General features: G+C 70.5%; 19 protein-coding genes. 12 read left to right on the top strand and 7 right to left on the bottom strand.

All coding sequences use genetic code 11. From position 1 onward, the window contains the following. Positions 1-37 precede the first annotated feature (37 nt). A complete protein-coding gene (locus AB0N66_RS09295; protein WP_365430925.1) occupies positions 38-2,311 on the top strand; it encodes a hypothetical protein in 2,274 nt (757 codons plus the stop codon). On the opposite strand, the gene AB0N66_RS09290 is transcribed toward AB0N66_RS09295, so the two are convergent. From AB0N66_RS09290 to AB0N66_RS09275, 4 genes are all read right to left on the bottom strand, one after another. After that, complete coding sequence (locus AB0N66_RS09290; RefSeq protein ID WP_365430648.1) at positions 2,281-4,716, bottom strand: right-handed parallel beta-helix repeat-containing protein; 2,436 nt, start codon at positions 4,714-4,716, stop codon at positions 2,281-2,283. The two genes, AB0N66_RS09295 and AB0N66_RS09290, sit on opposite strands and share 31 nt — an antisense overlap. 157 nt (positions 4,717-4,873) lie before the next feature. Next, entirely contained in the window at positions 4,874-5,479 is a 606-nt protein-coding gene (locus AB0N66_RS09285; RefSeq protein ID WP_365430646.1) for a hypothetical protein, read from the bottom strand. Between the two features lie 188 nt (positions 5,480-5,667). Next, positions 5,668-6,492, bottom strand: a complete 825-nt coding sequence (locus AB0N66_RS09280) for an MOSC N-terminal beta barrel domain-containing protein (RefSeq protein WP_365430644.1) — start codon at positions 6,490-6,492, stop codon at positions 5,668-5,670. A 58-nt stretch (positions 6,493-6,550) separates the two neighbouring features. Further along, positions 6,551-6,991, bottom strand: a complete 441-nt coding sequence (locus AB0N66_RS09275; RefSeq protein ID WP_365430642.1) for a DUF6643 family protein — start codon at positions 6,989-6,991, stop codon at positions 6,551-6,553. A gap of 280 nt (positions 6,992-7,271) precedes the next feature. On the opposite strand from AB0N66_RS09275, the gene AB0N66_RS09270 reads away from it, so the two are divergent. Then, positions 7,272-8,615, top strand: coding sequence for a TerD family protein (locus AB0N66_RS09270; RefSeq protein WP_365430640.1), 1,344 nt, complete (start codon positions 7,272-7,274; stop codon positions 8,613-8,615). A gap of 4 nt (positions 8,616-8,619) precedes the next feature. On the opposite strand, the gene AB0N66_RS09265 is transcribed toward AB0N66_RS09270, so the two are convergent. Then, positions 8,620-9,795: a glycosyltransferase gene (locus tag AB0N66_RS09265; protein WP_365430638.1), complete on the bottom strand. Its 1,176-nt coding sequence runs from the start codon at positions 9,793-9,795 to the stop codon at positions 8,620-8,622. 58 nt (positions 9,796-9,853) lie between these two features. Between AB0N66_RS09265 and AB0N66_RS09260 the strand changes: the two genes are divergently transcribed. Together AB0N66_RS09260 and AB0N66_RS09255 are read left to right on the top strand one after the other, a co-directional pair. Further along, on the top strand, positions 9,854-10,639 hold the full coding sequence (locus tag AB0N66_RS09260; RefSeq protein ID WP_365430636.1) for an aspartate/glutamate racemase family protein: 786 nt from the start codon (positions 9,854-9,856) through the stop codon (positions 10,637-10,639). A 127-nt stretch (positions 10,640-10,766) separates the two neighbouring features. Further along, positions 10,767-11,315, top strand: coding sequence for a hypothetical protein (locus AB0N66_RS09255; RefSeq protein ID WP_365430635.1), 549 nt, complete (start codon positions 10,767-10,769; stop codon positions 11,313-11,315). Positions 11,316-11,381: 66 nt separating this feature from the next. On the opposite strand, the gene AB0N66_RS09250 is transcribed toward AB0N66_RS09255, so the two are convergent. Then, positions 11,382-12,518: an O-antigen ligase family protein gene (locus AB0N66_RS09250; protein ID WP_365430633.1), complete on the bottom strand. Its 1,137-nt coding sequence runs from the start codon at positions 12,516-12,518 to the stop codon at positions 11,382-11,384. Positions 12,519-12,699: 181 nt separating this feature from the next. Here AB0N66_RS09250 and lnt point away from each other — a divergent pair, with 181 nt between their 5' ends. The 8 genes from lnt to AB0N66_RS09210 all read left to right on the top strand — a co-directional run bounded on the left by lnt (position 12,700) and on the right by AB0N66_RS09210 (position 23,471). Beyond that, the gene (gene lnt / locus AB0N66_RS09245) at positions 12,700-14,334 is read left to right on the top strand and encodes an apolipoprotein N-acyltransferase (protein WP_365430631.1); all 1,635 of its coding nucleotides are present in this window, start codon (positions 12,700-12,702) and stop codon (positions 14,332-14,334) included. 34 nt (positions 14,335-14,368) lie between these two features. Next, positions 14,369-14,842: an NUDIX domain-containing protein gene (locus AB0N66_RS09240; protein WP_365430629.1), complete on the top strand. Its 474-nt coding sequence runs from the start codon at positions 14,369-14,371 to the stop codon at positions 14,840-14,842. Positions 14,843-14,902: 60 nt separating this feature from the next. Beyond that, positions 14,903-15,703, top strand: a complete 801-nt coding sequence (locus tag AB0N66_RS09235; RefSeq protein WP_365430627.1) for a 3-hydroxybutyrate dehydrogenase — start codon at positions 14,903-14,905, stop codon at positions 15,701-15,703. A gap of 76 nt (positions 15,704-15,779) precedes the next feature. Beyond that, positions 15,780-17,759 carry a GAF domain-containing protein gene (locus tag AB0N66_RS09230; RefSeq protein WP_365430625.1) on the top strand — a complete coding sequence of 660 codons (1,980 nt, stop codon included), beginning with the start codon at positions 15,780-15,782 and terminating at the stop codon, positions 17,757-17,759. 327 nt (positions 17,760-18,086) lie between these two features. Next, positions 18,087-18,767, top strand: a complete 681-nt coding sequence (locus tag AB0N66_RS09225) for a helix-turn-helix domain-containing protein (RefSeq protein WP_365430623.1) — start codon at positions 18,087-18,089, stop codon at positions 18,765-18,767. A gap of 218 nt (positions 18,768-18,985) precedes the next feature. Then, entirely contained in the window at positions 18,986-20,209 is a 1,224-nt protein-coding gene (locus AB0N66_RS09220) for an alpha/beta hydrolase (protein ID WP_365430621.1), read from the top strand. A 180-nt stretch (positions 20,210-20,389) separates the two neighbouring features. Next, a complete protein-coding gene (locus tag AB0N66_RS09215) occupies positions 20,390-21,748 on the top strand; it encodes an aromatic acid/H+ symport family MFS transporter (RefSeq protein ID WP_365430619.1) in 1,359 nt (452 codons plus the stop codon). Between the two features lie 97 nt (positions 21,749-21,845). After that, a complete protein-coding gene (locus tag AB0N66_RS09210) occupies positions 21,846-23,471 on the top strand; it encodes a serine/threonine-protein kinase (protein WP_365430617.1) in 1,626 nt (541 codons plus the stop codon). A gap of 483 nt (positions 23,472-23,954) precedes the next feature. On the opposite strand, the gene AB0N66_RS09205 is transcribed toward AB0N66_RS09210, so the two are convergent. Continuing rightward, positions 23,955-25,259, bottom strand: a complete 1,305-nt coding sequence (locus AB0N66_RS09205) for a hypothetical protein (protein ID WP_365430615.1) — start codon at positions 25,257-25,259, stop codon at positions 23,955-23,957. Positions 25,260-25,308 lie beyond the last annotated feature (49 nt).

Genomic DNA, 25,308 nt, shown 5'->3' with positions numbered 1-25,308 from the left:
CCTGGTTCACGGAGTCGGCGGAGCGTCACCCGAGGGGATGCTCGACGACCCACGGACAGTCCGCGTCACCGGAGACGAGACGGCGGCCGTCTACCGCCGCATCGCCGACGCCGAGCGGTACCCCGACACCCAGCGGGGCCAACCGGTACCCGAGGCCTATGTGTGGTGCAACCTCACGTCCGGCGACGGCTCCCGCGCCCTGTGGCTGTTGCTGCTGCCGTTCATGGTGGTCAACCTCGCGCACTGGATGCGCCCCACCACCCGGGGCCGCAGGCGCACGGTCCGCCTGTACGGCCTGCTCGTCCGCCTGGCGGGACTCACCCTCACCGTGCTCCTGGTCGCCGCCGCCTGCGAGGTCGCCCTCGACCTGGCCGCCTGGCAGTGCGCGGGCACGCGCGCGTGCGCGGAGGACCACTCCTGGCTGAAGTTCCTCTCACCGGCCGCGTCCGACGAGGGCTGGTGGAGTCAGCCCGGCCGTCGCCTCGCCCTGGCCTCCTTGGTGCCCACCGCGCTGACCGCCCTCCTGTGGTACCTGTCCCACCGCACCTGGAGCGCGTACGAGTCGCAGCAGCCGATGTCCCGCAAGGCCGAGCCCGACGAGGAGACCGGCCGTTCAGGGCTCGGCCGGCCGGGTTTCTGGTACGGGCGCCGGCTGGTCGCCCGGCTGCGCGCCGCGCACACCGCCGCGGGCCTGCTGACGGTCGCCGCCGCCGTCGGTACCTCCGCCGCGCGTTACGACCGCGCGTCCGGCGGCCCCGCCGTACTGGCGACCTTGGGCCTGCTGCTGGACGTGATCCTCGTCGCGGGCTTCGTCGTCGTGCTGTGGGTGGTGTGCCGCAGGGGCCGCACCGAGAACCGCCTCGACGAGGAACTGGACCAGCCCCTGGTGCGCCGGCTGCCCACGGGTTCCGTCATCGTGCTGGCCCTGACCCTGCTGTACGCCGGCTGGTCGCGGCCCGGCTGGCACTCACAGGGGCGGCTGCCCGGCGACATGACGTTCGGCGGCATCGCCCTCCTCCAGGGGCTGCTCGTCATCGTGCTGGGCGTGGTGGCCCACATCCTGTTCCGCGCCCGGCCCGACACGCGCACCGCGATGCGTGGTCTGGCCGGTCCCGCCGTCGCCATGCTGGCCTGCGCGCTGGGCGGCGTGATGTCCGGAGGGGTGTCCCAGCGCGTCGCGGACTGGCTGGACGGCACCCGGAGCTCGATCCCGGGCCCGCCCGTCCTGCTGACCTGGCAGGCCTCCACGATCCCCGTACTGCTCGTCGTGCTCGCCTTCCTCACCGGCTGGCTGGCCTGGCGCACCTGGCAGTTGCGGAACCGTGAGATGGGCGCCGTGGAGCTCGACTACGAGGGCGAGCCCAAAGACCCCGCCCGTACGCGCCACATCGCGAGCACGCGTGCGATGGCCTCCCTCACCGACAGCGCGCCCCTCATGGTCGCCGTCGTCTCGTCCGTGACCTGGCTGCTCGGCGCCGGAGCGGTGGCGGGCGCACTGGCGACCCAGGACGCTCCCAGCGAGGCCGCGCACGGGACGTACGCGTTCGTCCAGGGCGCCGCCGAGACCGCGCAGGCGCTCGGATCCTGGCTGATCGGCCTCGGCTTCATACTGTTCGTCACCTGGGGCCGCCGCGCCTACAAGGACCCGGCGGCCCGCCGCACCATCGGCATCCTCTGGGACGTCGGCACCTTCTGGCCCCGCGCCGCGCACCCCTTCGCGCCGCCCTGTTACGCGGAGCGTGCCGTGCCCGACCTGACCTGGCGCATGGCCACCTGGACCCGTGCCACCGGCGGCCGGCTCGTCATCTCCGGGCACTCCCAGGGCAGTGTGCTGGCCGCCGCGGCGGCTTGGCAGCTGAAGCCGTCCGTACGCAAGCGGGTCGCGCTCCTCACCTACGGCTCACCGCTGGAGCGGCTGTACGGGCGCTGGTTCCCGGCCCATTTCGGCCCGGCCGCCCTCACTTCCCTGCACCGTGACGTCGCCTGCTGGCGCAATCTGTACCGGCTGAGCGACCCCATCGGGGGAAGCGTCCGGTTGCCGGGGGAGTGCGGCCCGCAGGTCGACCGTGAGCCTCTCAAGGACCCGCTCGCCTACGGACGCACCCCACAGCACCCGCTGCCCGCGCCGATCCTGGGCCACTCCGACTACCAGGCGGACCCGGCTTTCGCTGATGAGCGGGAAGAGCTGCTGGCGCGGCTGACGCCGGACGTGCCGGTCCCGCGCGCGCGGGACGACGACAGTGCGCCGGCCGCCCCTCGAACTCGGGACGACGGTGCGCCTCAGGGCAGGTCCGGGAGATCTTCCGAGTAGAGGAGGGTGAGGTCGTCCGTGCTCGGCTCCTCCAGCTGGGCGACCCGCCCCGCGTGCCGCTCGACCATCGCCTCGAATGTCTGCCGCGCCGTGCGGCCGTTGCCGAAAGCCGGTCCCTTGGGGATCGCCGTGAAGTACTTCGTCAGCGCTTCGGGCGCCCCCGAAGCCAGCCGGTACTCGTGCTCCTCGGCCTGCTGCTCCACGATCCGCAGCAGTTCGTCGGGTTCGTAGTCGTTGAAGGTGATGGTCCGTGAGAAGCGGGACGCCACACCGGGGTTGACGGAGAGGAACCGCTCCATCTCGGCCGTATAACCTGCCACGATCACCACCACGGCCTCCCGGTGGTCCTCCATCAGCTTCACCAGTGTGTCGATGGCCTCGCGCCCGAAGTCGCGGCCCGAGTCCTCCGGCGACAGCGCGTACGCCTCGTCGATGAACAGCACCCCGCCGCGCGCCTTGTCGAACGACTCCTGCGTACGGATCGCCGTGGAGCCGATGTGCTCGCCGACCAGGTCCACGCGGGAGACCTCGACGAGATGCCCCTTCTCCAGGACGCCCAGCGAGGCGAGGATCTCGCCGTACAGCCGCGCGACGGTGGTCTTGCCGGTGCCGGGGGAGCCGGTGAAGACCAGGTGGCGCCGGGCGGAGGCCGCCTTGAGGCCGGCCAGCTGGCGGCGCCGGCCCACCTCGATCATGTCGGTCAGGGCGCGCACCTCACGCTTGACGCTCTCCAGGCCCACCAGCGTGTCGAGTTCGCCGAGGACATCGTGCGACGAACGCGTCGGCTGCTCGGGCTCCTGCGCCGCGACGAGGGGCTCCTGCTCGGTGGTGCGCTGGCCCGGGATCGCGCCCAGCAGGCTCGTCGTCACGCTTGACGTCTGTACGGCGGTCTCGTGCGCCGGCGACCGCAGTCCCGCGCTCTCGTCGCTCGTGCAGTCCTCGACGACCGAACCGCCGCCCGCGCCCTGCGCGGCGTTGGCGTCGGCGAACTCGTAACCCCCGCGCGCACACCGCTCCGTACGGCACTTCTTCAGCGTCGCGCGGGCGCCGTCGATCACATGGAAGCCGTAGCCACCGCTGTCCGTCACCCGGCAGTTGAGGAAGCTGCCCCGGCCGCCCGCCGACACATAGAAGCCCGCCTCGGCGGGCGAGGTGACCGTGCAGCGCTCGATAGTGGGATCGGCGCCCTTGGTGACGATCACGCCGGTCTGGGTGCCGTCCACGGTGCAGCCGGACAAGGTGCCGCCGCTGCCGTGGTCACGGAACCAGGCGCCCGTCGCGGCGTCCCGGATGCGGCAGTCGTCGAGCTGCGCGGTCGCGCCGTCGCTGACCGACACAGCTGTGTTGCGCACCTGCGAGAGGTCGCTGTCGACGACGTCCGCGCGGGAACCGCGGTCGAGGACGAACAGGGCGTCCGGCACGTCGTGCACCCGGCACGAGTCGAGCACCGCGGTCGCGCCGTCGCTGATCCACACCGCGGGGTAGTCGCCCGTGCTGTCGAAGATCTCGCACTGGTTGGCATCCACCCGCGTGCCCGGGTCCCAGACCGACAGACCGTTGCGCCCGAACTGCCGCACGGTGGTGCGCGTCAGGGTGAGGACCGAGCGCGAGCGTAGATCGATCGCGTTCTCCGGGATGTCGTGGATGCGGCAGTCGGCGAGCGTGAGCACCGCGTCCGTGTCGAGGGTGATGCCGTCCCCGGTCGTACGGTGCACATCGCAGTCGGTGAGGTGAGCCGTGGCCCGCCCGGTGACCTGCACCCCAGAGCCCTTGACCTCGTACACCTCGCAGCCGACGGCCTCCAGCGACGAGCCCTCGCCGGTTGCCGACAGGCCGGCGCCGGAGGCGTGATGGACCCGGCAGCGCTCCAGGCGCGGACGGCCGCCCCCACGGACGACGATGCCCGACTGGCCCGCCGCGACGACCTCGCACTCCTCGAACACCCCACCGCCGCCGTCCAGTACGGCGATGCCGATACCGGCCGGATTGTCGACCGTGCAGCGGCGGACGGTCGGGCGGGCTCCGCCGCGTACCTCGATCCCGGCGGCGGAGCGCGTGACGATCCGCACGTCGAGAAGCTCCGGGGTGCCCTCCTCGACGAGCAGTGCGGGCGCGGCCGAGTCCTGGCCCTCCACATGCAGGTCCTGGACCACGGCGGAGGCGCGCACGGTCAGTGGCACTCCGTCGACCGGCGCGATGCGCACGGAGCCGGGGGAGCCTTCGGGGCCGCGCAGCGTCACCGCGCGCTGGACCACCAGGTTCTCGCGGTAGGTGCCCGGAGCGACAGTGAGGACGTCACCGTCGGCCGCCGCTTCCAGAGCGGCGGCCAGCGATGCGTACTCACCCGTGCGGCGCCGCCACCGCGAGGTGCCGGTGTGCGTCACCTGGACCGTGCCCTGTGCCATGGCGCTGTTGTGCCCCCACCTCGTGATACGCGGGTCCTACGAGGCCGAACCGAAACCCCGTCGGCATGACGGAAAGCCTCTCACGACGGTGCCGAAGACCTCGCCGGTCCACCGTAGCGTGCGCGGGGACGCCGAGTTGACCGTAGTGGGAAGCCGGTCAGCTGCCCGCGCCGGTCCTTCCCCAGTCGGGACCCGCCTTGTCCCAGGCGCGGTCCCAACGGTCGTACCGGCGAAGGACCATGCGCCAGACGATCAGCCGCCTGCCGCCCTCGACGAGTCCCACAGCCATCACGGCCGCGCCGAACCCGGCCAGCACGGCGTGCGTCGTCGCGGTGGCACTGTCCAGCGGGCGGGCGAGAATTCGGCCGTGCGGGTCGGTCCAGATCGTGAAGTGGTCCCCGGGGGCGGGGGACTTGAGGGCGGCCGTCACCGCGCCGTGTTGTGAGGTGCCGTCCGGTGCCGTCCAGTTGGCCATCACGCGGCTGTGGGCGGCCCGTCTCGAGGCTGTCTCGGGGTCGGGGTCGAGCGGGCTGAGGGACAGCTTCCTGACGACGGTGGCCGCCACCTCGTGGCGGGCCGCACGCTGGTCCCGTACGGCCTGCTGCAGGGCGCTCTGGGCCGAGGCTCCGACGGCGGCTCCGACGAGGGGTACGACTGCGAGGATCAGCACGATGGCAGCCAGGGCAAGCCAGGCCTCGGCCAGATCCGTCCTTCGGCGCAGTGGGTTGTGCCGCCAACGCCAGAGTCCGCCGATTGCTCGCACCGTTCCGCACCCCTTTCCGCTTCCGTGATAACCCACCGCGGAGCTGTTCGCGCGTCGAGCTCGGGGAGGAGAGAGCGAAATCACCCCGCCCCGGGCCTTTCGTGAACTTCTCGCGAAGTGTCAACGACCGTGCCCGGGGACCGGGTTCCCATTGTGCGTGGCCCATTCACGGAACTTGACCGGGCGGGTTATCCGAGGACCGTGACGGCATCGCCGATCCGGACCGTGCCCAGGGTCTCGGGCACCAGGTTCTGCCCGAAGACCAGCCGGTCCCCGAAGCGGCGGTGGCGCCCGAGTGTCCGCAGCGGTTCCCTGCCGCGCTCGGCGGTGCCCTGGTCGGTGGTGGTGACGACACACCGGCCGCACATCTTGGCGACCCGGAAGGTGACCTCGCCGATGGAGATCCGTGACCAGTCGTCCTCGGCCCAGGCCGCCAGGCCCGCGACGACCACGTTCGGCCGGAAGCGGTTCATGGGCAGTGGACCCTCCTCGGCGTGATCGCCCTGGGCGATGAGGGAGTTGAGGGCATCCAGCGAGGCCGACGTCGTGAGCAGCAGCGGGTAGCGGTCGGCGAGGCTTACCGTCTCGCCCGGCCGGGAATGCGGGGGGTCGTCGATAGGGCGGCGGGTGGCGGGGTCATCCATGTGGACGAGGCGCACGTCGGCGCCCAGGAAGTCGCTGCACCAGGCATGCGCGGCGTCGTCGGCGAGGACCGCCTCCACCTTGGTCCCGAAGATGCTCAGCGTCGTCGTGCCCATCGGCTCCGGCACGGGAACGGTCACCGGCTCACGGTCCGACGCGGACAGCCGGACGCCGCCGGGCAGCAGCTCGGCGGCGGCCAGTGCCAGACGTGGCTGCTGGCGTTGCGTGACGACCTTTCCCCCGTCGTCGATCAGTACCCACCGCCGGTCTCCGGCCAGCCCCCAGGACTCCACCACGGCTTCCCGGACCGCCTGGCCTCTGAACGCCTTGACCGGGTGGACATGGATCGACTGCAGCTCCGCGTTCCCCATGACGCCATCGTGCCAGCGGGCACCGACAATCCCGCTCGAATAACTCAGTACCTACCGCTCAGTACCCGCGGTACTGCTGGCCGTTGTACGGGTCCTGGTAAGGAGCCGGAGCGGGACGGGGAGCCGCGGGGCGCATGGCCTCGTAGCCCGTTCCGGGCGCCATCGGCCGCTGCTGCTGGGGCTGGCCACCCGGGTAGCCGCGCGGGGCGCCGGTCTGCTGCGGAATGTAGGGCGCCGGGGCCTGCTGCAGCGGTGCGGGCTGCTGGGCCTGCGGGTAGCCGTACGTCGGGGCTTGCTGGGAGGGGCCGGCCGGTAGGGCCGGAAGTGCCGACGGAAGCGCGGGCAGGTAGCTATTGCCCGAGTCGTAGGCGGCGGGAACCCGGATCGGGGCGATCTGGGGGGTGCCCCGCTCGGCGACGAGCGAGTCGTAGATCGGGGTGTCCGGGAAGGACGGCGCGGAGTAGTAACCGCCGCCATAGGTGGAGCGGGGGGAGGTCATGGCACATAAGTTAAGCCCACGATGTGCTGGTTGGGGAGACCGATAAGAGGGTTGTTTTCCGTGTCGGCAGTGACTTGGGATCCCCAATGCGAGCGAACTCGGCAAAAAAGGGCACCAAAGCGCGTTCAGATCGTGTAAAGGCCTAGTTCCTGGCAGGTTACCGGCGGTTGACCACTGGTCTTCCGGTGCGGATCTTGGGAGTTCGTCAAGCGGGGGATTAGGTTTGGCTGGAGCTCAGCCAGCGGACCGACCGAGGCGCCCTTCGGCGCGGAGCCACGTGATGGGGGCGGACATGTCAATGCCTAAGGGATCGAATGTTCCCGTGCCGACGACCGCGCTGCGCGTCGAATTGGGATGGCGTTCAGCGCCGGGCGTGCCCGACGCGGACGCCTCCGCGCTGTTGCTGGTCTCCGGAAGAGTCCGGTCGGACGGCGATTTCGTCTTCTACAACCAGCCGGTGCACTCCTCCGGCGCCGTGCGGCACGAGGGCAAGCGGAGCGAGGGCGGCCAGGTGACCGACACGCTGCTCGTCGACCTCGCGCGCGTGGAGCCCGCGATCGAGACCGTGGTACTGGCCGCCTCCACGGACGGAGGCCCCTTCGGGAAGGTGCCCGGACTGTACATCCGGGTGCTCGACGGACAGCGGGGGACCGAGGTCGCCCGCTACGACAGCGCCGACGCGACCGTCGAGACCGCCTTCGTGCTCGGTGAGTTCTACCGGCGCCAGGGCGCCTGGAAGTTCCGCGCCGTCGGGCAGGGGTACAGCAGCGGACTGGAAGGACTGGCCACGGACTACGGGATCACGGTCGACGAGCCGCAGTACGCGGCACCGCCCGTGGCTCCGCAGGCGACCGCGCGGCCGCCGGTCGCTCCGCCGGTCACCATGCGGCGGCCGCCGACTGCCCCGCCCGTCACGACGCGGCCGGCGGCTGCCCCGCCCGTTGTCACGCCGCCGCCCGCGCCGCCCACAGCCCCTCCGGCCCCGGTGCGCCTGACCAAGGTCACGCTGACCAAAGAGGCTCCGTCGGTCTCGCTGAGCAAGCAGGGCGGCACGTCCGGCGCGATGCGCGTGAACCTCAACTGGCAGGTGCGCAAGCAGTTCTCGGGGTGGGGCAGCAAGCTGGGTCGGGCCGTCGCGATGCACGCCGATCTCGACCTCGATCTTTGCGCCCTGTATGAACTGTCCGACGGCCGCAAGGGAGTTGTGCAGGCGCTCGGCAACGCATACGGAGCGCTGCACCAGCCGCCGTACATCCATCTCGACGGCGACGACCGCACCGGCGCATCGGCGAGCGGCGAGAATCTGTCCATCAACCTCGACCACAAGCAGAGCTTCCGGCGCATCCTCATCTTCGTGACCATCTACGAAGGAGCGCGTTCCTTCGCCGACCTGGACGCCACGGTCACCCTCCAGCCGCTGAACGGTGCGCCGATCGACTTCTCGCTCGGTGAGTGCACAGTGCCCTCGACCGTCTGCGCTCTCGCCCTCATCACCAACAACGGCGGCGACCTGATCGTCCAGCGCGAGGCCCGGTTCCTGGTCCCCGAGCGCGGAGTGAGCCCCCAGCGCACCGTCGACTACACCTACGGGTGGGGCATGAACTGGACCCCCGGCAGGAAGTGAGCGATCAGCGCTCCTCCAGGGCGGCGTCCGGACGCGTGTAGGTGCGGCCCTTCCAGGCCGCGCCCCGCCCCCTGTAGTGCTGCACCGCGGAATCGACCGTCATGAGGAGGTACAAGAACGCGGTGACCGGCAGCAGCGGAGCCAGCCACAGGGGCTGCCGGTAGTAGCGCAGCATCGGCAGATACGTCGCCGTCATCAGCAGCCACGCGAGCCCCCCGGCCGTCGCGGCCCACGAACTCCCCGCGGCGAGGCCCACGAAGAGCGCGAGCGGCGGCACCAGGTAGACGACGCCGAGACCGGCGACCGTTCCGGCGAGCAGCAGCGGATTGTGCCGCAACTGGGCGTACGCGCTGCGCGAGACCATCCGCCACAGGTCGTGCAGCCTCGGATACGGGCGCACGCTGTCCACGCCCTCGGCGAGCCCCAGCCAGATGTGGCCCCCGCTCCCCTTGACCGCCCTCGCGAGTGCGACGTCGTCGATGACGGCGTGCCGGATGGCGTCCGGGATCCGGGCCCGTTCGGCCGCGTCCGCGCGCAGCAGGACGCAGCCGCCCGCCGCGGCAGCCGTGCGCGAGCCCCGCAGGCCGATCCGGCGGAAGGGGTAGAGCTGAGCGAAGAAGTAGACGAAGGCGGGCACGACGAGCCGCTCCCACACGCTTTCCACCCGCAGCCTGGCCATCTGCGAGACCAGGTCGAAGCCGCCGGTGCGCGCCGCCGCCACCAACTCGCGCACGCTGTCCGGCGCATGGGCGATGTCGGCGTCCGTCAGCAGCAGATATTCGGGATCACGCGCGCGTGCCAGGCCGATGCCGTGGCGAACGGCCCAGAGCTTGCCCGTCCAGCCCGCGGGTGGCTCCCCGGGAGAGTCGACGGTGAGCGGCAGCCCGCCGTGTCGCCGGGCCAGCTCACGGGCCAGCTCCCCGGTGCCGTCGGAGCTGCCGTCGTCGACGAGGAAGACCTCCGCCCGCCCCGGATAGTCCTGGGCGAGGAGCGACGGCAGGCTCTCGGGCAGTACGCCGGCCTCGTCGCGCGCCGGTACGACGACGCAGACGGACGGCCAGTCGTCCGGCTCCCCGCGCGGCGGCAGTCTCACATCCGTACGCCAGAAGAAGCCCTGGCCGAGCAGTAGCCAGAGCCAGGCGGCCAGCGATCCAACAGCGGTCCACACAACGGCGCTCACCCGTCGCAGTCTGCCCCACCCAAGCGGCCCGTCGAGGCGGATCGTCTATGGTGACCGGGTGAAGATCGCGCTCATGGACTCCGGTATGGGACTGCTCGCCGCCGCCGCCGCGGTACGCCTTCTGCGACCCGACGCCGATCTCATCCTCTCCTCGGACCCCGGCAGCATGCCCTGGGGGCCGCGCACGCCGGAAGACGTGACCGTGCGAGCTCTCGCCGTCGCCGAGGCCGCCGCGGAGCACCGCCCCGACGCGCTGATCGTCGCCTGCAACACCGCCTCCGTGCGCGCCCTGCCCGCGCTGCGCGCCCGACTGGAGCCCGGCGTGCCCGTCATCGGCACCGTACCGGCGATCAAACCGGCGGCGGCCGACGGCGGACCCGTCGCGATCTGGGCCACGCCCGCCACCACCGGCAGCCCGTACCAGCGAGGTCTCATCCGTGAGTTCGCCGACGGAGTGCACGTCACCGAAGTGGCCTGCCCCGGTCTCGCCGAAGCCGTGGAGCACGCGGACCAGGTGGCCATCGACGCCGCGATCGCCGCGGCCGCCGCACGCACGCCCGACGATGTAAGGGTCGTTGTCCTGGGCTGCACCCATTACGAGCTGGTAGCCGACCGCATTCGCGCCGCCGTACAGCAGTCCGGGCTGCCGCCGTTGGTCCTGCACGGCTCCGCCGGAGCGGTCGCCGCCCAGGCACTGCGCAGGATCGGTGAGGTGCCGGCCCCGGAGGCCCCCGCCGTCGGCTCTCTCACGGTGCTCCTGAGTGGCCATGAGGGTGCCCTTCCCGCTCCCGCGCTGGCCTACGAGGAAGGCCGCCTGCTGTCCGCGGTCACCCCTGCGCGATGACCGCCTGTCACCGTTGGGCACCCTCGGTCATCGTGGCGAACGACCAGTGTAAGAAGAACGTCCACCCGGAGCAGTAACGCTCCGCGACCCGGTGCCCGCACAGCGGAACGTGAGTACTCTCATTGCCATGAGGGACCACCCCCACGGCGAGAAAACCTCGCACCCCGAGATCTGGACGGGGCGCGCGACCAACCGCGTCCAGTGGCTGCCCGCGCTCGGCGGGGCCGCTTGTATCGCGCTCGGCATCCAGCTGGCCGTCGACTCCACGTGGACGTCCGGCAGCGCCCCGCTCGTCATGTCCGTCGTCGGATGCATCGCGGCAGGACTGCTCATCCTCTTCGGCACGCTCGCGTTCGTGCATGTCGCCGTGAAGGTCGACAAGGACTCCCTCGAAGTGCGCTGCGGCCACATAGGGCTGCCGCGTCGCCGTATCCCGCTCTCGAACGTCGTCGGGGCCGACTTCGCGCCCTCGGTCACACCCCGCCAGTGGGGCGGCTGGGGCTACCGCTGGCGGCCCGAGATGGGGACCGCCGTCATCGTCCGCCGTGGCGAGGGCGTGGTGCTCCTCCTCGGGGACGGCCATACGTTCACGATCACGGTGGACAACGCGGAGGCGGCCGTACGGATCATCCGCGACCACCTGCGTACGGCGACCACGCCGGGGACGGCGCTCTGATCCCTCGGCCCTCGATCCTGGCCGTCTGCCGTCTGCCGTCTGCCGTCTGCCGTCTGTGGTCTGTGGTCAAGGCTCCAGGCGGTCGCTTCGGGGACGTTCTCCCGGGGCCGTGGTGACTTCCTCGTCGGACAGTGGTCGTGATGTGGCAAGTCCCGCCAGCAGTCCCGCGCCGGCTGTCACCGTGGTGAAGCTCAGGGCATTGCCGACCGACGCGACGACGGCCAGGGCGGCCAGGGTCGCGCCCGCCGTGAGGGCGATCGGTGTGGGACGCGGCGAGCGCCACAGCGCGTACAGGACCCAGCAGAAAACCGCCGCGAGCAGCAGTACGCCGATAACGCCCTGCTCGGCCGCCTGCTGCAGTGGCGCCGAGTGGGGCTTGCCGTCCGGCAGGAGCGACTGCGTGACCGTCGGGCTGAGTTCCCCGTAACGCCCGGGCCCGGCGCCCAGAGCCGGATACTCGCGGGCGAGGTGCAGCGCGTCGCGCCAGAGCAGGATCCGATGCTGGGTGAGCGGGCCTTCCAATGTGGCGGTGAGGCCGTCAGGCAGCACGTCCTCGGCGATCGCCAAGGACACTCCGGTGGTCAGAGCCGCGGCGAGTGCGAGGCACGTCAGGCCCAGCGCGCGGCGACGTATACGGGCGGCGGAGAGGGAGCACAGCAGCACCCCCGTGCACAGGACGAAGCCAGTTGTCGAGCCCAGCACCGCCGCGGTCACCACGACCCCGGCTGCCAGCAGGCGCAGCGTGAGGCGCAGCACCGGGGGATGGGCCGCCCATGCCGCGCAGCACGCGGCTCCGGCGGAAAGGGCCAGCAGCGCGGCCGTGGCGCCACTGTGTCCGAGTGGCGAGGTGAGCAGCGCGGCGGGAGTGGTGTGCGGGGCGGCCACCGCGAGGCCGAGTCCGGCGAGCGCGCCCGCGCAGGGTGCGGCGACGGGCAGGAGCGCCCCGAGGATCCGTCCCGAGGCGTAGCCGGCTGTCACGGCGAGTACCGCCAGGAGCACGCCCTCGGGTCGGCCGGCGTGCGCGCCCGCCGTTATCAAGGCCCAGATCGCGCACGCCGCCAGCACGATCACGCCCGCGACATCGGACGCGTTGCGTCTGTCGCCCGCGGCCGCGGAATCGGCCGCAGACGCCGTCCCCGTGGACCCCACCCCGTCGCCCCCCGACTGTGCCGGGCCCTTGCCGTCGCGGCTGTCCGGCCGCACGTCAGAGGCTCGGGCACACCGTAACGGGTGATGCGCCGGTTTGTGGACAAGTTGCGCAGGAACGTTGCGGCAGATGTCGAGGACGCGCGGTCGGGCAGGGGCCCCCCGCCGGACCGGTTCCTGTCAGGGGCCGGGTGGACCACGCTGTCGGCGCCCAGGTCACGCGCCGTACACTCCCGGAGTGACCGCCACCGCGACATCCGTAGACGAGCCGGAACAGCTCGAACCCCAGGCCGTGCCCGCATCGCGCGTGGCCAGACTGGCCCTCCGTCTCGTTCCGGCCGCCTCCGCGGCGCTCTCCGGCGTCCTGCTGTACGTCAGCTTCCCGCCGCGCACGCTCTGGTGGCTGGCCCTTCCTGCCTTCGCGATCTTCGGCTGGACCTTGCGCGGTCGGACCTGGAAGGCGGGTCTCGGGCTCGGCTATCTGTTCGGCCTCGGGTTCTTTCTGCCGCTGCTCGTGTGGACCGGTGTCGAGGTCGGCCCCGGGCCGTGGATCGCTCTCGTCGTCGCGGAGTCGGTCTTCGTCGCACTCGTGGGCGCGGGCATCACGGCCGTCTCCCGGCTGCCGGGGTGGCCCCTGTGGGCGGCGACACTGTGGATCGCCGGCGAGGCCGCACGCGCGCGCGTGCCGTTCGGCGGGTTCCCCTGGGGAAAGATCGCCTTCGGGCAGGCGGACGGGGTCTTCCTTCCGCTCGCCGCGGTGGGCGGCACGCCGGTACTCGGCTTCGCGGTCGTGCTCTGCGGCTTCGGGCTGTACGAGGCCGTACGCCTGGTTCTCGAAGGCCGCCGTACCCGGACCGTGCGGCGCGGGGCCGCCGTCGTCGCACTGCTCAGCGTCGTCGTCCCCGTGGTCGGGGCGCTCGCCGCGCGGTCGTTGGTGAGTGACAAGGCCGAGGACGGTACGGCGACCGTCGCGGTCATCCAGGGCAATGTGCCGCGCGCGGGGCTGGAGTTCAACGCCCAGCGGCGTGCCGTTCTCGACTACCACGCGCGGGAGACCGAGCGGCTGGCCGCCGAGGTCAAGGCGGGCAAGGTCGCCCAGCCCGACTTCGTGCTGTGGCCGGAGAACTCCTCCGACATCGACCCGTTCACCAACCCCGACGCCCGCGCGGTGATCGACGGCGCGGCCAAGGCGATCGGCGCCCCCATCTCGGTCGGCGGTGTCGTCGAGCGGGACGGCAAGCTCTACAACGAGCAGATCCTGTGGGACCCGGTCAAGGGCCCGGTCGACACGTACGACAAGCGGCAGATCCAACCGTTCGGTGAGTACCTGCCCATGCGTTCGCTCATCGGGGCCATCAACAGCAACTGGACGTCCATGGTGAGCCAGGACTTCAGCCGTGGCACCAAAGCGGGCGTGTTCACCATGGACGGCACCAAGGTCGGCCTCGCCACCTGCTACGAGGCGGCCTTCGACTGGGACGTGCGCGACACCGTCATCGACGGCGCGCAGATGATCTCGGTGCCCAGCAACAACGCGACCTTCGACCGCAGCGAGATGACCTACCAGCAGCTCGCCATGTCGCGTGTCCGTGCCGTGGAGCACAGCCGCACCGTCACGGTGCCGGTGACCAGCGGCGTCAGCGCCATCATCATGCCGGACGGGAAGATCACCCAGAAGACCGGGATGTTCGTGGCGGACTCGCTCGTCCAGAAGGTGCCGCTGCGATCCTCCGAGACCCCTGCCACACGCCTGGGGATCCTTCCTGAGATGGTCCTGGTGCTGGTTGCGGCAGGCGGGCTCGGCTGGGCGGTGGCGACGACGGTGCGTGGACGACGTGGCAGCGGCGTTCAGGCCACGGTCTCCGGACGGTAACGGAGCTGTGGAACCGGGCCGTTAGGGTCGGTGCATGGCTACTCCCGACTTCATCCATACGATCCGGGCCACCGCCGGCCACCAGCTGCTCTGGCTGCCCGGAGTCACCGCCATCGTCTTCGACGACGAGGGCAGAGTGCTGCTGGGGCGCCGCTCCGACACGGGCAAGTGGTCCGTGATCGGCGGTATTCCGGACCCGGGGGAGCAGCCTGCTGCGGGAGCGGTGCGGGAGGTTTTCGAGGAGACGGCTGTGCGGTGCGTCGTCGAGCGCGTCGTGCTCGTGCAGGCTCTTGCGCCGGTCACCTACGAGAACGGCGACACCTGTCAGTACATGGACATCACGTTCCGGTGCCGGGCTGTCGGCGGTGAGGCGCGCGTCAACGACGACGAGTCACTGGACGTCGGCTGGTTCGACGTGGACGCGTTGCCGGAGCTGAACGAGTTCTGCCTGCTGCGAATCAAGCAGGCACTCTCCGACGCCCCCACATGGTTCGACCCTACGACCTGAGCGTGAAGTGTGTGCGGTGACCACATGTATTGGGTCCGGGGCCTTGCTTAGGGTCGAGACATGACCGTGCCCAGCACCCTCCCGGGAACCCAGTCCCCCGCACTCGACCTCGGCGGCCGCACCGCCCTCGTCACGGGCGCCGCGGGTGGTATCGGCAGTGCCTGCGCGCTGCGGCTCGCCGCCGCCGGGGCCACGGTGAGAGCGGTCGACCGGGACTCCGCGGGGCTGGGCACGCTCGCCGAGCTGGCCCAAGGCCTCGCGGGCGCCGTCGAGCCGCACGTCCTCGACCTCACCGACCTCGATGCGGCGGAGCGGTCAGCCGCGGGCACCGACATCCTCGTGAACAACGCAGGGCTGCAACTCGTCCGCCCCATCGAGGAGTTCCCGCCCGACGTCTTCCACACCGTGCTGACCGTGATGCTGGAGGCACCGTTCCGGCTCATCCGCGGAGCGCTGCCCCACATGTACGCGCAGGGTTGGGGCCGCATCGTCAATGTGTCGTCGGTCCATGGGCTGCGCGCCTCGGCGTTCAAGTCGGCGTATGTGGCCGCGAAACATGGTCTTGAGGGGCTCTCGAAAACCGCCGCCCTGGAAGGCGCACCCCATGGGGTCACCTCGAACTGTGTGAACCCTGCCTATGTGCGCACCCCACTGGTCGAGAAGCAGCTCGCCGACCAGGCGCAAGCACACGGGATTCCGGAGGAACGGGTGCTCGCCGAAGTGCTGCTCCAGGACAGCGCTGTCAAACGGCTCATCGAACCGGAGGAGGTCGCCGAGGCCGTCGCGTATCTGTGCGGTCCGCAGGCGTCCTTCATCACCGGTACGTCGTTGGTGCTGGACGGCGGCTGGACCGCGCACTGAGCGGGGGCGACGGGTGGCTACGGTGAGTTATCCACAGGCTGGCGGCGGCGATCCGCCGATGGGTGATCCTGGGAGCATGTCCCGCGATCACACGCAGTCCGCCGAGGCCACTGCCCACAGCGCCGAGGCCACGGTCTACAGCGCCAAGGCCGCCACCGACAGTGCCGAGGCGCCGTTCCTCGAGCTGCTGGCCACAGGCGCGTCCGCCGACGCCTACGAGCAGCCGGTGCTGCTCGCCCGCGCCGAGGGCCTGCCCGCCGAGCGCATCACCGCCCTCGAACAGGCAAAACTGCTCGCGCTGCGCGTGCGCTCGGAGATGGAGGGACGGCGCCGCCGCGAGGCGGAGCTCTCCGCGCTCTTCGAGACCGCCCACGATCTGGCCGGCTTGCGCGACCTCGACGCCGTGCTGCGGGCGATCGTGCAGCGGGCCCGGTCACTGCTGGGCACCGACGTCGCGTATCTCAGCCTGAACGACGCGGGCAGGGGTGACACCTATATGAGAGTCACCGAGGGCTCGGTCGCCGCGCGCTTCCAACAGCTGCGGCTCGGCATGGGCGAAGGGCTCGGCGGGCTCGTCGCGCAGACCGCCCGCCCCTATGTCACCGACGACTACTTCAAGGACGAGCGTTTCCAGCACACCCGAACCATCGACGCGGGCGTCCGGGACGAAGGCCTGGTCGCGATCCTCGGCGTGCCGCTCATGATCGGGCCCCAGGTCATCGGCGTGCTCTTCGCCGCGGACCGTCGTGCACGGGTCTTCGAGCGGGAGCAGATCGCTCTCCTCGGTTCCTTCGCCGCTCTCGCCGCGGCGGCCATCGACACGGCGAACTGGCTCACGGAGACCCGCTCGGCCCTCGACCGCCTGGGCCGCGCCAACGAGATCATCCGCGACCGCAGCGGGGTCATCGAGCGGGCGTCAGACGTCCACGACCGGCTCGCCGAACTCGTCCTGCGCGGCGGCGGAGTCCATGACGTGGCAGCCGCGGTGTCCGAAGTCCTCGACGGCACGGTCGAGTTCGCCGAAACGGGCACCGCACCCGCCGCCGCACTGGAGGCATCCAGGGCTGAGGGACACGCTGTGCGACACGGGCACGATTGGGTCGTCGCGGTGGCGGCCGGAGGTGAGCTGCTCGGCGCGCTGGTGCTGCGTGGCCATCCGGGCCTCGACCCCGTCGACCAGCGCACCTTGGAGCGCGCCGCGATGGTCACCTCGCTCCTCCTGCTCGCCAGACGCTCGGCCTCCGAGGCCGAACAGCGCGTCCGCGGCGAGCTGTTGGACGACCTTCTCGACGCCCGCGACCGTGACCCGCGGCTGCTGCGCGAGCGTGCCGCCCGGCTGCACGCCGACCTCGACGGCGCCCACGTGGTGCTGGCCGCCCGGCTGGAGACACCGGCGGCCGACGCCGACCAGGAGGCCGCCGCCCGCAGACGCCTGTGGTCGGCCGCCTCCCACCTCGCCACCACCCGGCGCGGACTGGCCGCCGCCCGCGGCGGCGGCACCGTCCTGCTGCTGCCCCTGCGCCCCGGCGACACCGCGACGGACCTGGCCCGTCGCACGGCCAAGGACCTCGGCACCGCCGTGCACGAGGAGGTCACCGTCGGCGCCTCAGCGCCCATCGAGCAACTCGTCCAGCAGCTTGCCACCCGCCCGGGCGCCGTGGCGGCGGCGTATGCGGAGGGACAGCGCTGTCTGGAAGCCCTGCGCCTGCTCGGCCGCGCCGGGGACGGAGCCGCCGCCGAGGACTTCGGGTTCCTGGGACTGCTGCTCGCCGGGGACCGGGACATCTCCGGCTTCGTCGACCGCACCGTCGGCCAGGTGGTCGCCTACGACGAACGGCGCGGTACGGATCTACTACGAACCCTCGACGCGTACTTCGCGTGCGGCATGAGTCCGGCACGCACCAAGGACGACCTGCATGTGCATGTGAACACGGTTGCGCAGCGGCTGGAGCGCGTGGGCCGACTGCTCGGGGACGACTGGCAGAGCCCGACCCGCGCGCTGGAGATCCAACTCGCCCTGCGGTTGCACCGGTTGTCGTCAGCCGCCCCAGACTGACCTGAGCGGACCCCGCATGTCGGCCGTCCGCATGGCCCCCCGCATTTCGGCGTCCGCATGGACCCGCGCGCGCGGGCGCGCCCACCGCGACTGAGGCGAACTGGGCGCCAACAGGAACGTCCACAGGCCCACCGGCCGCGCCCTGCAGAAGGCTGCTTGTATCCGCGGGCGACTGCGTGTACGCCGACGACCGCTCCGCGTTCCACGTCCACGGACTCCACTGCGCGATGCCGCTGGGCTCGAAGGACGCCGCCCGCGAGAGGCCGTGGTCGCCCGTTGTAGCATGAACCGGAAATTTACCCCCTCTCTGGGAGTCAAACGATCGAGATGGCGTCGAGCCCCGGGACTGACAGGCCCCCGCTGCGCCGGGACGCCGAGGCGAACCGCCGCCGTATCCTCACCGCGGCCCGTGAGGTGTTCCGGGAGCGGGGGACGGAAGCGAGCCTCAGTGACATCGCCGCTCACGCGGGGTTGGGCCTGGGGACCGTCTACCGGCGCTTCTCGAACAAGGAAGAGCTGCTGGACGCGCTCTTCGACGACATGATCGACACTCTCGCGGCCGTGGCGGAAGAGGGGCTCGCCGACCCGGACCCGTGGCACGGACTGGTGACGAGTATGGAGAAGGCCTGCGAGATCCAGGCCTTCGACCGGGGACTGCGCGAGGCGCTGCTCGGAGCCGCGGCCAGCCCGCGGCGGCAGGCCCAGGTTCTTACCCGGATCACGCCCATCATGGAGGCCCAGATCGCGCGGGCGAAGGAGCAGGGCGCGCTGCGCGCGGACGTCGTGCCCGTGGACATTCCCATGATCCAGCTGATGGTGGCCGCGGTCACCGACCGTACCGGGCAGCCCGACCTGTGGCGCCGCTATCTGCGACTGCTTCTGGACGGTCTGCGGGCGGAACCCGGCGTGCCCACCCCCCTGCCCGAAATGGTCATCGGTGACACGGGGTTCATGGACGCGATCGACGAGTCGATCGCACGCGAGGCCCGCGAACGGGCTCCTCGCTAGTTCCGCGTTCACCCGGGGTATTCCCCTGTCCGCCCGAGCCTCCGGCCAGGCCCCGCCCTCCAGAGCCTCCGGCCACACCTTCCCGCTTCCCGGCCTCCCATGGCGCTCAACCACGCCTCCACACTAAGTGGGAATCGAATTCCCACTTAGTGCTATCGTGACCCGAGAAGTGGGAATCACCTTCCCATTTATTGTGTGCGGACGACCAGAGGAGTGGCATGGCCAAGGACGAGAACATGAAGGCGGCCGGGAGCCGGAGGCGCAAGAAGGCCGGTGTCGGACTCGCGGCATCCGTGGTGCTCGGGCTGGCCCTCACGGCCTGCTCCTCGGACAGTGAAAGTACGGCCTCCAGCGCGTCGGCCTCCTCGAAGACGACGGACTGCCCGGCATCCCAGGCGCCGGGCGGCGCCGGGGGAGGAGCTCCCAGCGGGGCCCCCAGTGGGGGAGCTCCCAGTGGTGCGGCGGGAGGCGCGTCCATATCCATCGCGAAGACCGTCAAGGCGAGCGACACCAGCACGAGCACCGTCATCGACCCCACCGGTGCACAGATCCAGTGCGGGAAGACGGAGGTCGCGACACACAGTGACGTCGTCTACTCCTCGCCGACGACCAACGGCAAGAAGGCGGAGCTGAAGCTGGATCTCCAGGTGCCGGAGGGTGAAGGCAAGAAGCCGCTCGTCGTTTACATGACCGGCGGCGGCTTCGCCATGGCGGACAAGACAGGCAACCTGAATCAGCGGACGTACGTCGCCGAGCAGGGATACGCCGTCGCCAGCATCGAGTACCGGACCGTCACCAGCGGCGCCACCTACAAGGAGACCTTGCAGGACGTGAAGTCGGCGATCCGCTACCTGCGCGCCCACGCCGACGAATATGGCATCGACTCGGCGAACGTCGCCGTATGGGGGCAGTCCGCCGGTGGTTACCTCGCCGCGATGGCCGGCACCACCAACGGCGTCAAGGAGTTCGAGGCCGGCGACAACCTGGACCAGAGCAGTGACGTGCAGGCGGTCGTCGACGAATTCGGCCCCTCCGACCTGTCCAAGACCGCCTCCGACTTCGACGCCGCGACCCAGAAGACGTACCTGGCAGCCGGAACCAACACCGCGCAGTTCGTCTTCGGTGCCGGTACCAAGAACACGCTCACGGACGATCCCGCCGCCATCAAGGCCGCCGATCCCAGCACCTACGTCGACTCCTCGGACCCCGCGTTCGTACTGCTCCACGGAAGCGACGACCACCTCGTCTCACCGAGTCAGACCCTGACCCTGCACAACAACCTGCTGGCCAAGGGCGTCGACAGCACCCGCTACGTCCTCAAGGGCGCGGATCACGGCGACCTGTCGTTCATGGGGGGCGACTCCTCGGCAGGGCTCAAGTGGTCGACGGAGCAAGTGATGGGCGACATCGTGACGTTCCTCGGCAAGCACCTCGGCAGCTGACCGACCCGCCCAGGCCACCCGGAAATATCCCCCCACCCCCTGTCACCCGTAAATTGCGGCCCCGCAGGCCGCGCATTTACGGGTGAAGAGAACTTCATCAGGCGAACCAACGGCGAACTGACGCTCCCACTCCCCCTAGTGCACCGCACTCCCACTCCGCTCCCACCCAAGGGGTCGACGATGACTCTTCCCGGCACCACTGACGCGCTCCCGACGCGCCCCCAGCACACTTTCCGTTCCGTCTTCCCGGTGCTGGCCCTGTGCTGGCTGGCGGTGTTCTTCGACGGCATGGACGTCAATATCTATGGGGCTGTCATGCCGCACATGCTCGAGGACGACGGCCTCGGCCTGACCACCTCGACCGCGGGCACCATCGGCAGCTGGACCACTTTCGGCATGCTCATCGGCGCGCTCACCGCGGGCAACGTCACGGACTGGCTCGGCCGCCGCCCCGTCCTGGCGTGCAGCATGACGCTCTTCTCCATCGGCTCCGCCCTCTGCGCCATGGCCGGGACGACCACTCTGTTCGGCGCCGGACGGTTCATCGCCGGACTGGGGCTCGGCGGTCTGATGCCGCTCTGCCTGGCCATGGTGATGGAGTTCGCCCCGCCCCGCCGGGCGGCGCTCACCACGGGGCTGCTGATGACCTCGTACCACGCCGGAGGTATGGCGGCGACCGTCCTCGGACTGACCGTCGCCCCCTCGGCGGGCTGGCGCTGGGTGTTCTGGGCCGGCGTGCTGCCGGCCATGATCGCCGTCCCCCTGCTGCTGAAACTCCTGCCCGAGTCGCCAGGTGTCCTGCTCTCACGGGGCCAACGCAAGCAGGCCGACCAGGTCGCCGACCGCTACGGTCTGCCCCGGCCCACAGCGGTCGCGAGCCCGGCGGCCGGAGCCCGGGGACGACTGGACGCCGTCCTCGCGCTGTTCCGCCCCGAATCCCGTTGGGCGACCCCGCTGTTGTGGCTGGCGTCCTTCTGTGGGCTGCTCCTGGTCTACGGAGTCAGCACCTGGCTGCCCACGATGATGAAGGCGTCCGGCTACGGAATGACGTCCTCCGTGAGTTTCCTGCTGGTCATCAACGCGGGCGGAATCGTGGGCATGTTGATCGCCGGCCGGGCCGCCGACCGCTTCGGTCCGGTCCGGGTCTCGGCGATCTGGTTCACCCTGACCGCGGTAGGCGCGCTTCTGCTGAAGTCGCACCTGTCGCTCGGCCTGACGTATGCCGTCGTGGCGGTGACCGGAGTGTGGCTGTTCAGCGCCCAGGTGATGGTGTATGCGACCTCCAACTCCCTCTACCGGGACAGTGAACGGGCCACCGGACTCGGCTGGGTCACCGGTGTGGGCCGCGCCGGTGCCGTCGTCGGACCCTCGCTGGTCGGCACCCTCGCCTCCAACGGCAGCGAGAGCTGGGGTTTCATCGCCTTCGCGCTGGCCGGAGTGACCGGCGCGATCGCCATCGCCCTGGTACCCGCCGCAGGCCGCCTGGGCAGTCGCGCCCGTACCGGCCCGGTGCCCGAGACCGTTCCTACGGACGCCTGACCGGTTCAAGTGAGTTGCCTCGGCCTCCGCTAGAGTCGGCGCTTCCCCGGTCAGACGCTCTGTCGCGGGTGGGTTCGCGCTGGGGGATGACGGCACGATGGGGTTCGAACGACTGGAACTGTCCGGCTACGAGATCCAAGGGGTCCTGGGGCAGGGCGGGTTCGCCACGGTGTACCGGGCGTCCCAACTCGCCGTGGGCCGCGAGGTGGCGCTCAAGGTGGACAGCAGGGTGCTCGCCTCGCCCCGGGACCGGCAGCGTTTCCTGCGGGAGGTGACCGCGGCCGGCCAGTTGTCCGGGCACCCGCATGTGGTGTCCGTGTACGACGCCGGGGTACTCGGCGACAACCGTCCGTACATGGTGCTGGAGTTGTGTCCCGGCGGCTCGTTGGGCGACCGTCTGCGCCGCTACGGGCCGCTGTCCGTCAAGGAGGCGTGCGACATCGGCGTGGGCATAGCCGACGCGGTGGCCGCGGCCCATGCCGCCGGTGTGCTCCACCGCGACATCAAACCGGGCAACATCATGATCAACCGGTACGGCGGTGTCGCCCTCGCCGACTTCGGACTGGCCGCCATGCCCAAGCCGGGCCGGGAAGTCTCGGTCACCCGGGAGGCGTTGACCCCGGCGTACGCGCCGCCCGAGGCCTTCCACATGGTCGAACCGACCGCGGCAGGCGATGTGTACTCACTCGCCGCGACGATCTATGCCCTGCTTCTTGGCCGCCCGCCACACTTTCCCGAGGACGGCGGGCAGCTCAGCATCGCGGAACTGATCGTGCGTCACGCCTGGCCCTACCCCGATCTGCCGGGAGTGCCCCCGGGCCTCAACGAGGTCCTCGGACAATCCCTGGCAGCGGACCCGGCGTACCGGATATCCGACGCCGGCGTACTGCGTGACGCCCTCGCCGCCATGCACACGGGCGCCGTCCATCGCAGCGGCTTCGCGCAGACATTCCCCACGACCGCCACGCTTCCCGCCGACCGGGACGCCGCCCCGTCGCACTACGCCCTTCAGGACTCCGTACCCCCAACGCTGGCTCCCCGCATGCCGGATCGGCCGGACCAGGCGGGAACGACGGGCCCCGTCACGGGGTCGGGCGACCGGCAGCCGAACAGAAAACGCCCCCAGTTGATTGCCGTGCTGGCGGCGGTGGCGATCTCGGTGAGCGTGTCGGTCACGGTGATCACGTATCAGAACGGGACGTCGGACACCCCGGGGACCGCCTCGACCGCGACTCCGTCCACGGACACGAGCGCGAGTACGGGTACGAGCACCGACCGGAACGCGGGTTTCGGTGGAGTGTCGACCAGCACGCGGGACTGCCCGGCCGCAGCGGTCGAGGGCGTGGGCGGCAGGTGTGTCACGACCCCCGAGTGCTGGAGCGGCATCACCGACATCTCGGGGACCATCACCGTCAGCCGCGCGGACTGTCAGGTGAAACACGTCTGGGAGACCTTCGCCATCGCCCCGCTGCCCGAAGACGGCATGACGAACAACGCCCGGGACCTGATCAAGCACCCCGACGTCCGGTCCCTGTGCTCGCAGGAGGTCATGCTCAAGTCCAGGTCGACCGCGGGCCGGGAGGTGACCGCGCAGTGGAGGGCCGACATAATTCCGCCGTCCGCCCAGCAATGGGCGGACGGTCTGCGGGTCTTCCGCTGTGTCGGAGCGGCGAGCACGGAAGACGGCGAAATCACGGCCAGCCGCTTCGGCGCAGCAGGCTGACCCCCGACATCGTCACCTTGGTTTCCCCGACTTCCGTGGCGAACAAGGGCATCCGTCGAACGGCGTAGTGCGGGATGAACGCATGCCGGTGACTCCCGGTGAGGGTACGAGTCCATCCTGAGCTTGGAGTACGGGTGCGGCCCGCGCGCTCGGCCTCACCGGAGGCGCCGGTACGGGTCCTGCGAGCGCACGCGATCGAGTCGGAGGCGGTACTGCCCTACACCGTGCTCGCCGACCTGCGTCGAGCCAACGCAGGGCGCCGGAACGGTGCTTCGTGCTTGTCGACGCCGATGAGCCGAACCCGTCCGCAGTGTGCGCCGGGCCCCTGGGTGTGCTCGCTGCCGCCGGTGCCTGAGGAGCGTGTCCTTCATCTGAGTGCTGCGTGACCATGGGATCGAGCGTTGAGCCGACGACGCCCGGCCCCTTCCATCACCGCGGTGTTGCGCCGGCCGACGCGTAGCGCAACGGGACTCTGAGCCAGGGCTACTTGACGATGGTCGACCAGTCCGGCGACTGGGCCGGGTCGAGGCTGCGCAGGTGCTCCAGGACCTCGGGCTTCTGGACGTCCATCCAGTCGGCCAGTTCACGGAAGGAGACACAGCGGACCTCCTTGCGCACGCACACGTTCTTGATGACGTCGTCGATGGCCTTCATGTAGATGCCGCCGTTCCAGTCCTCGAAGTGGTTGCCGATGAACAGGGGCGCCCGGCTGCCGTAGTACACGCGATTGAAGCCGGCGAGATAGGAGTCGACGGTCTCCTTCCGCCACAACTCGTACTGGGCCGGGTCGCCTTCGGTCTCACCGTCGGACTGGTTGTAGAGGAAGTTGAAGTCCATGGACAGGCCCTGGTACTCGCCCCCCTCGTAGGGAAGCATCTGGAGCGGGAAGTCCCAGAGGCCGTCCTTCTTGGTGGGCCATATCTGGAAGTCGCCCGGCGAACTGGCGTCGTAACGCCAGCCGAAGCTCTTGGCCGCCTCGAGCAGGTTCTTCTGGCCCTCCAGGCACGGCGCCCGGCCGCCGATGATCTCCTTGTCCGCGTCGAAGGGAAGCGGTGGTAGGTCGGTGTAGCCGGTGTTGGTCTTCCAGTTCTCCACGAAGGAGTAGAACTGGCTGATCTCGCTCTTCCACTCCGCGACACTCCAGTCGCCGCCGCCCTTGGCCTCGCAGAAGTGGCCGTTGAAGTGGGAACCGATCTCGTTCCCTTCCTCCCAGGCCAAGGAGAGCTGCTCCAGAGTGGTGCGGATGTGTTCGTCGGTGGGGTAGCTGATCGCCGCCGCCCCTGGATCGTGCATCGGCGGATCGTAGAGCGTCTTCTTGTCCTTCGGCAGCAGGTAGATGCCGGTGAGGAAGAACGTCATATGGGCGTTGTACTCCTTCGCCAACTCCCGGTAGTGCGAGAAGAGTTGGTCGTCGCCCTCCAGGGCGCCGTCCCAGGAGAAGACGACGAACTGCGGAGGCTTCTCTCCCGGCTTGAGCGGCTCGGCCTTGAGCTCCTCGGTCTGCGGTCCGGTGTACGACGTGGAGCCGTCCCCGATCACCTTCGTCTTGCCGTCCCAGGAGGGTTCCGTGTCACTCTTCGTGGAGTTCTCCCCGTCTGCGGCGGCCTTGTCGTCCGACGACCCGGTGGCCACCGGATCGTCTCCGTTTCCCAGCACCAGCAGGGGTACGGCGATGCACACGATGGCGAGAGCGATGGCGGCGATCAGGATTCTCGGGCGGGCGGTGAGCCGGCCGAGGACGTGAGCACGGTTCCGTCGGCGGCGACGGCGGTGGGCGTTGGAGGTCATCGGTGGCGCATTCTGCGAGAAGGGATGCGGAATGGGGCTCTGTCGCCGT

The sequence above is a fragment of the Streptomyces sp. NPDC093544 genome (assembly GCF_040683495.1).
In the GTDB taxonomy this organism is placed as follows: Bacteria; Actinomycetota; Actinomycetes; order Streptomycetales; family Streptomycetaceae; genus Streptomyces.
This window is presented reverse-complemented; position numbering and strand designations above follow the sequence as displayed.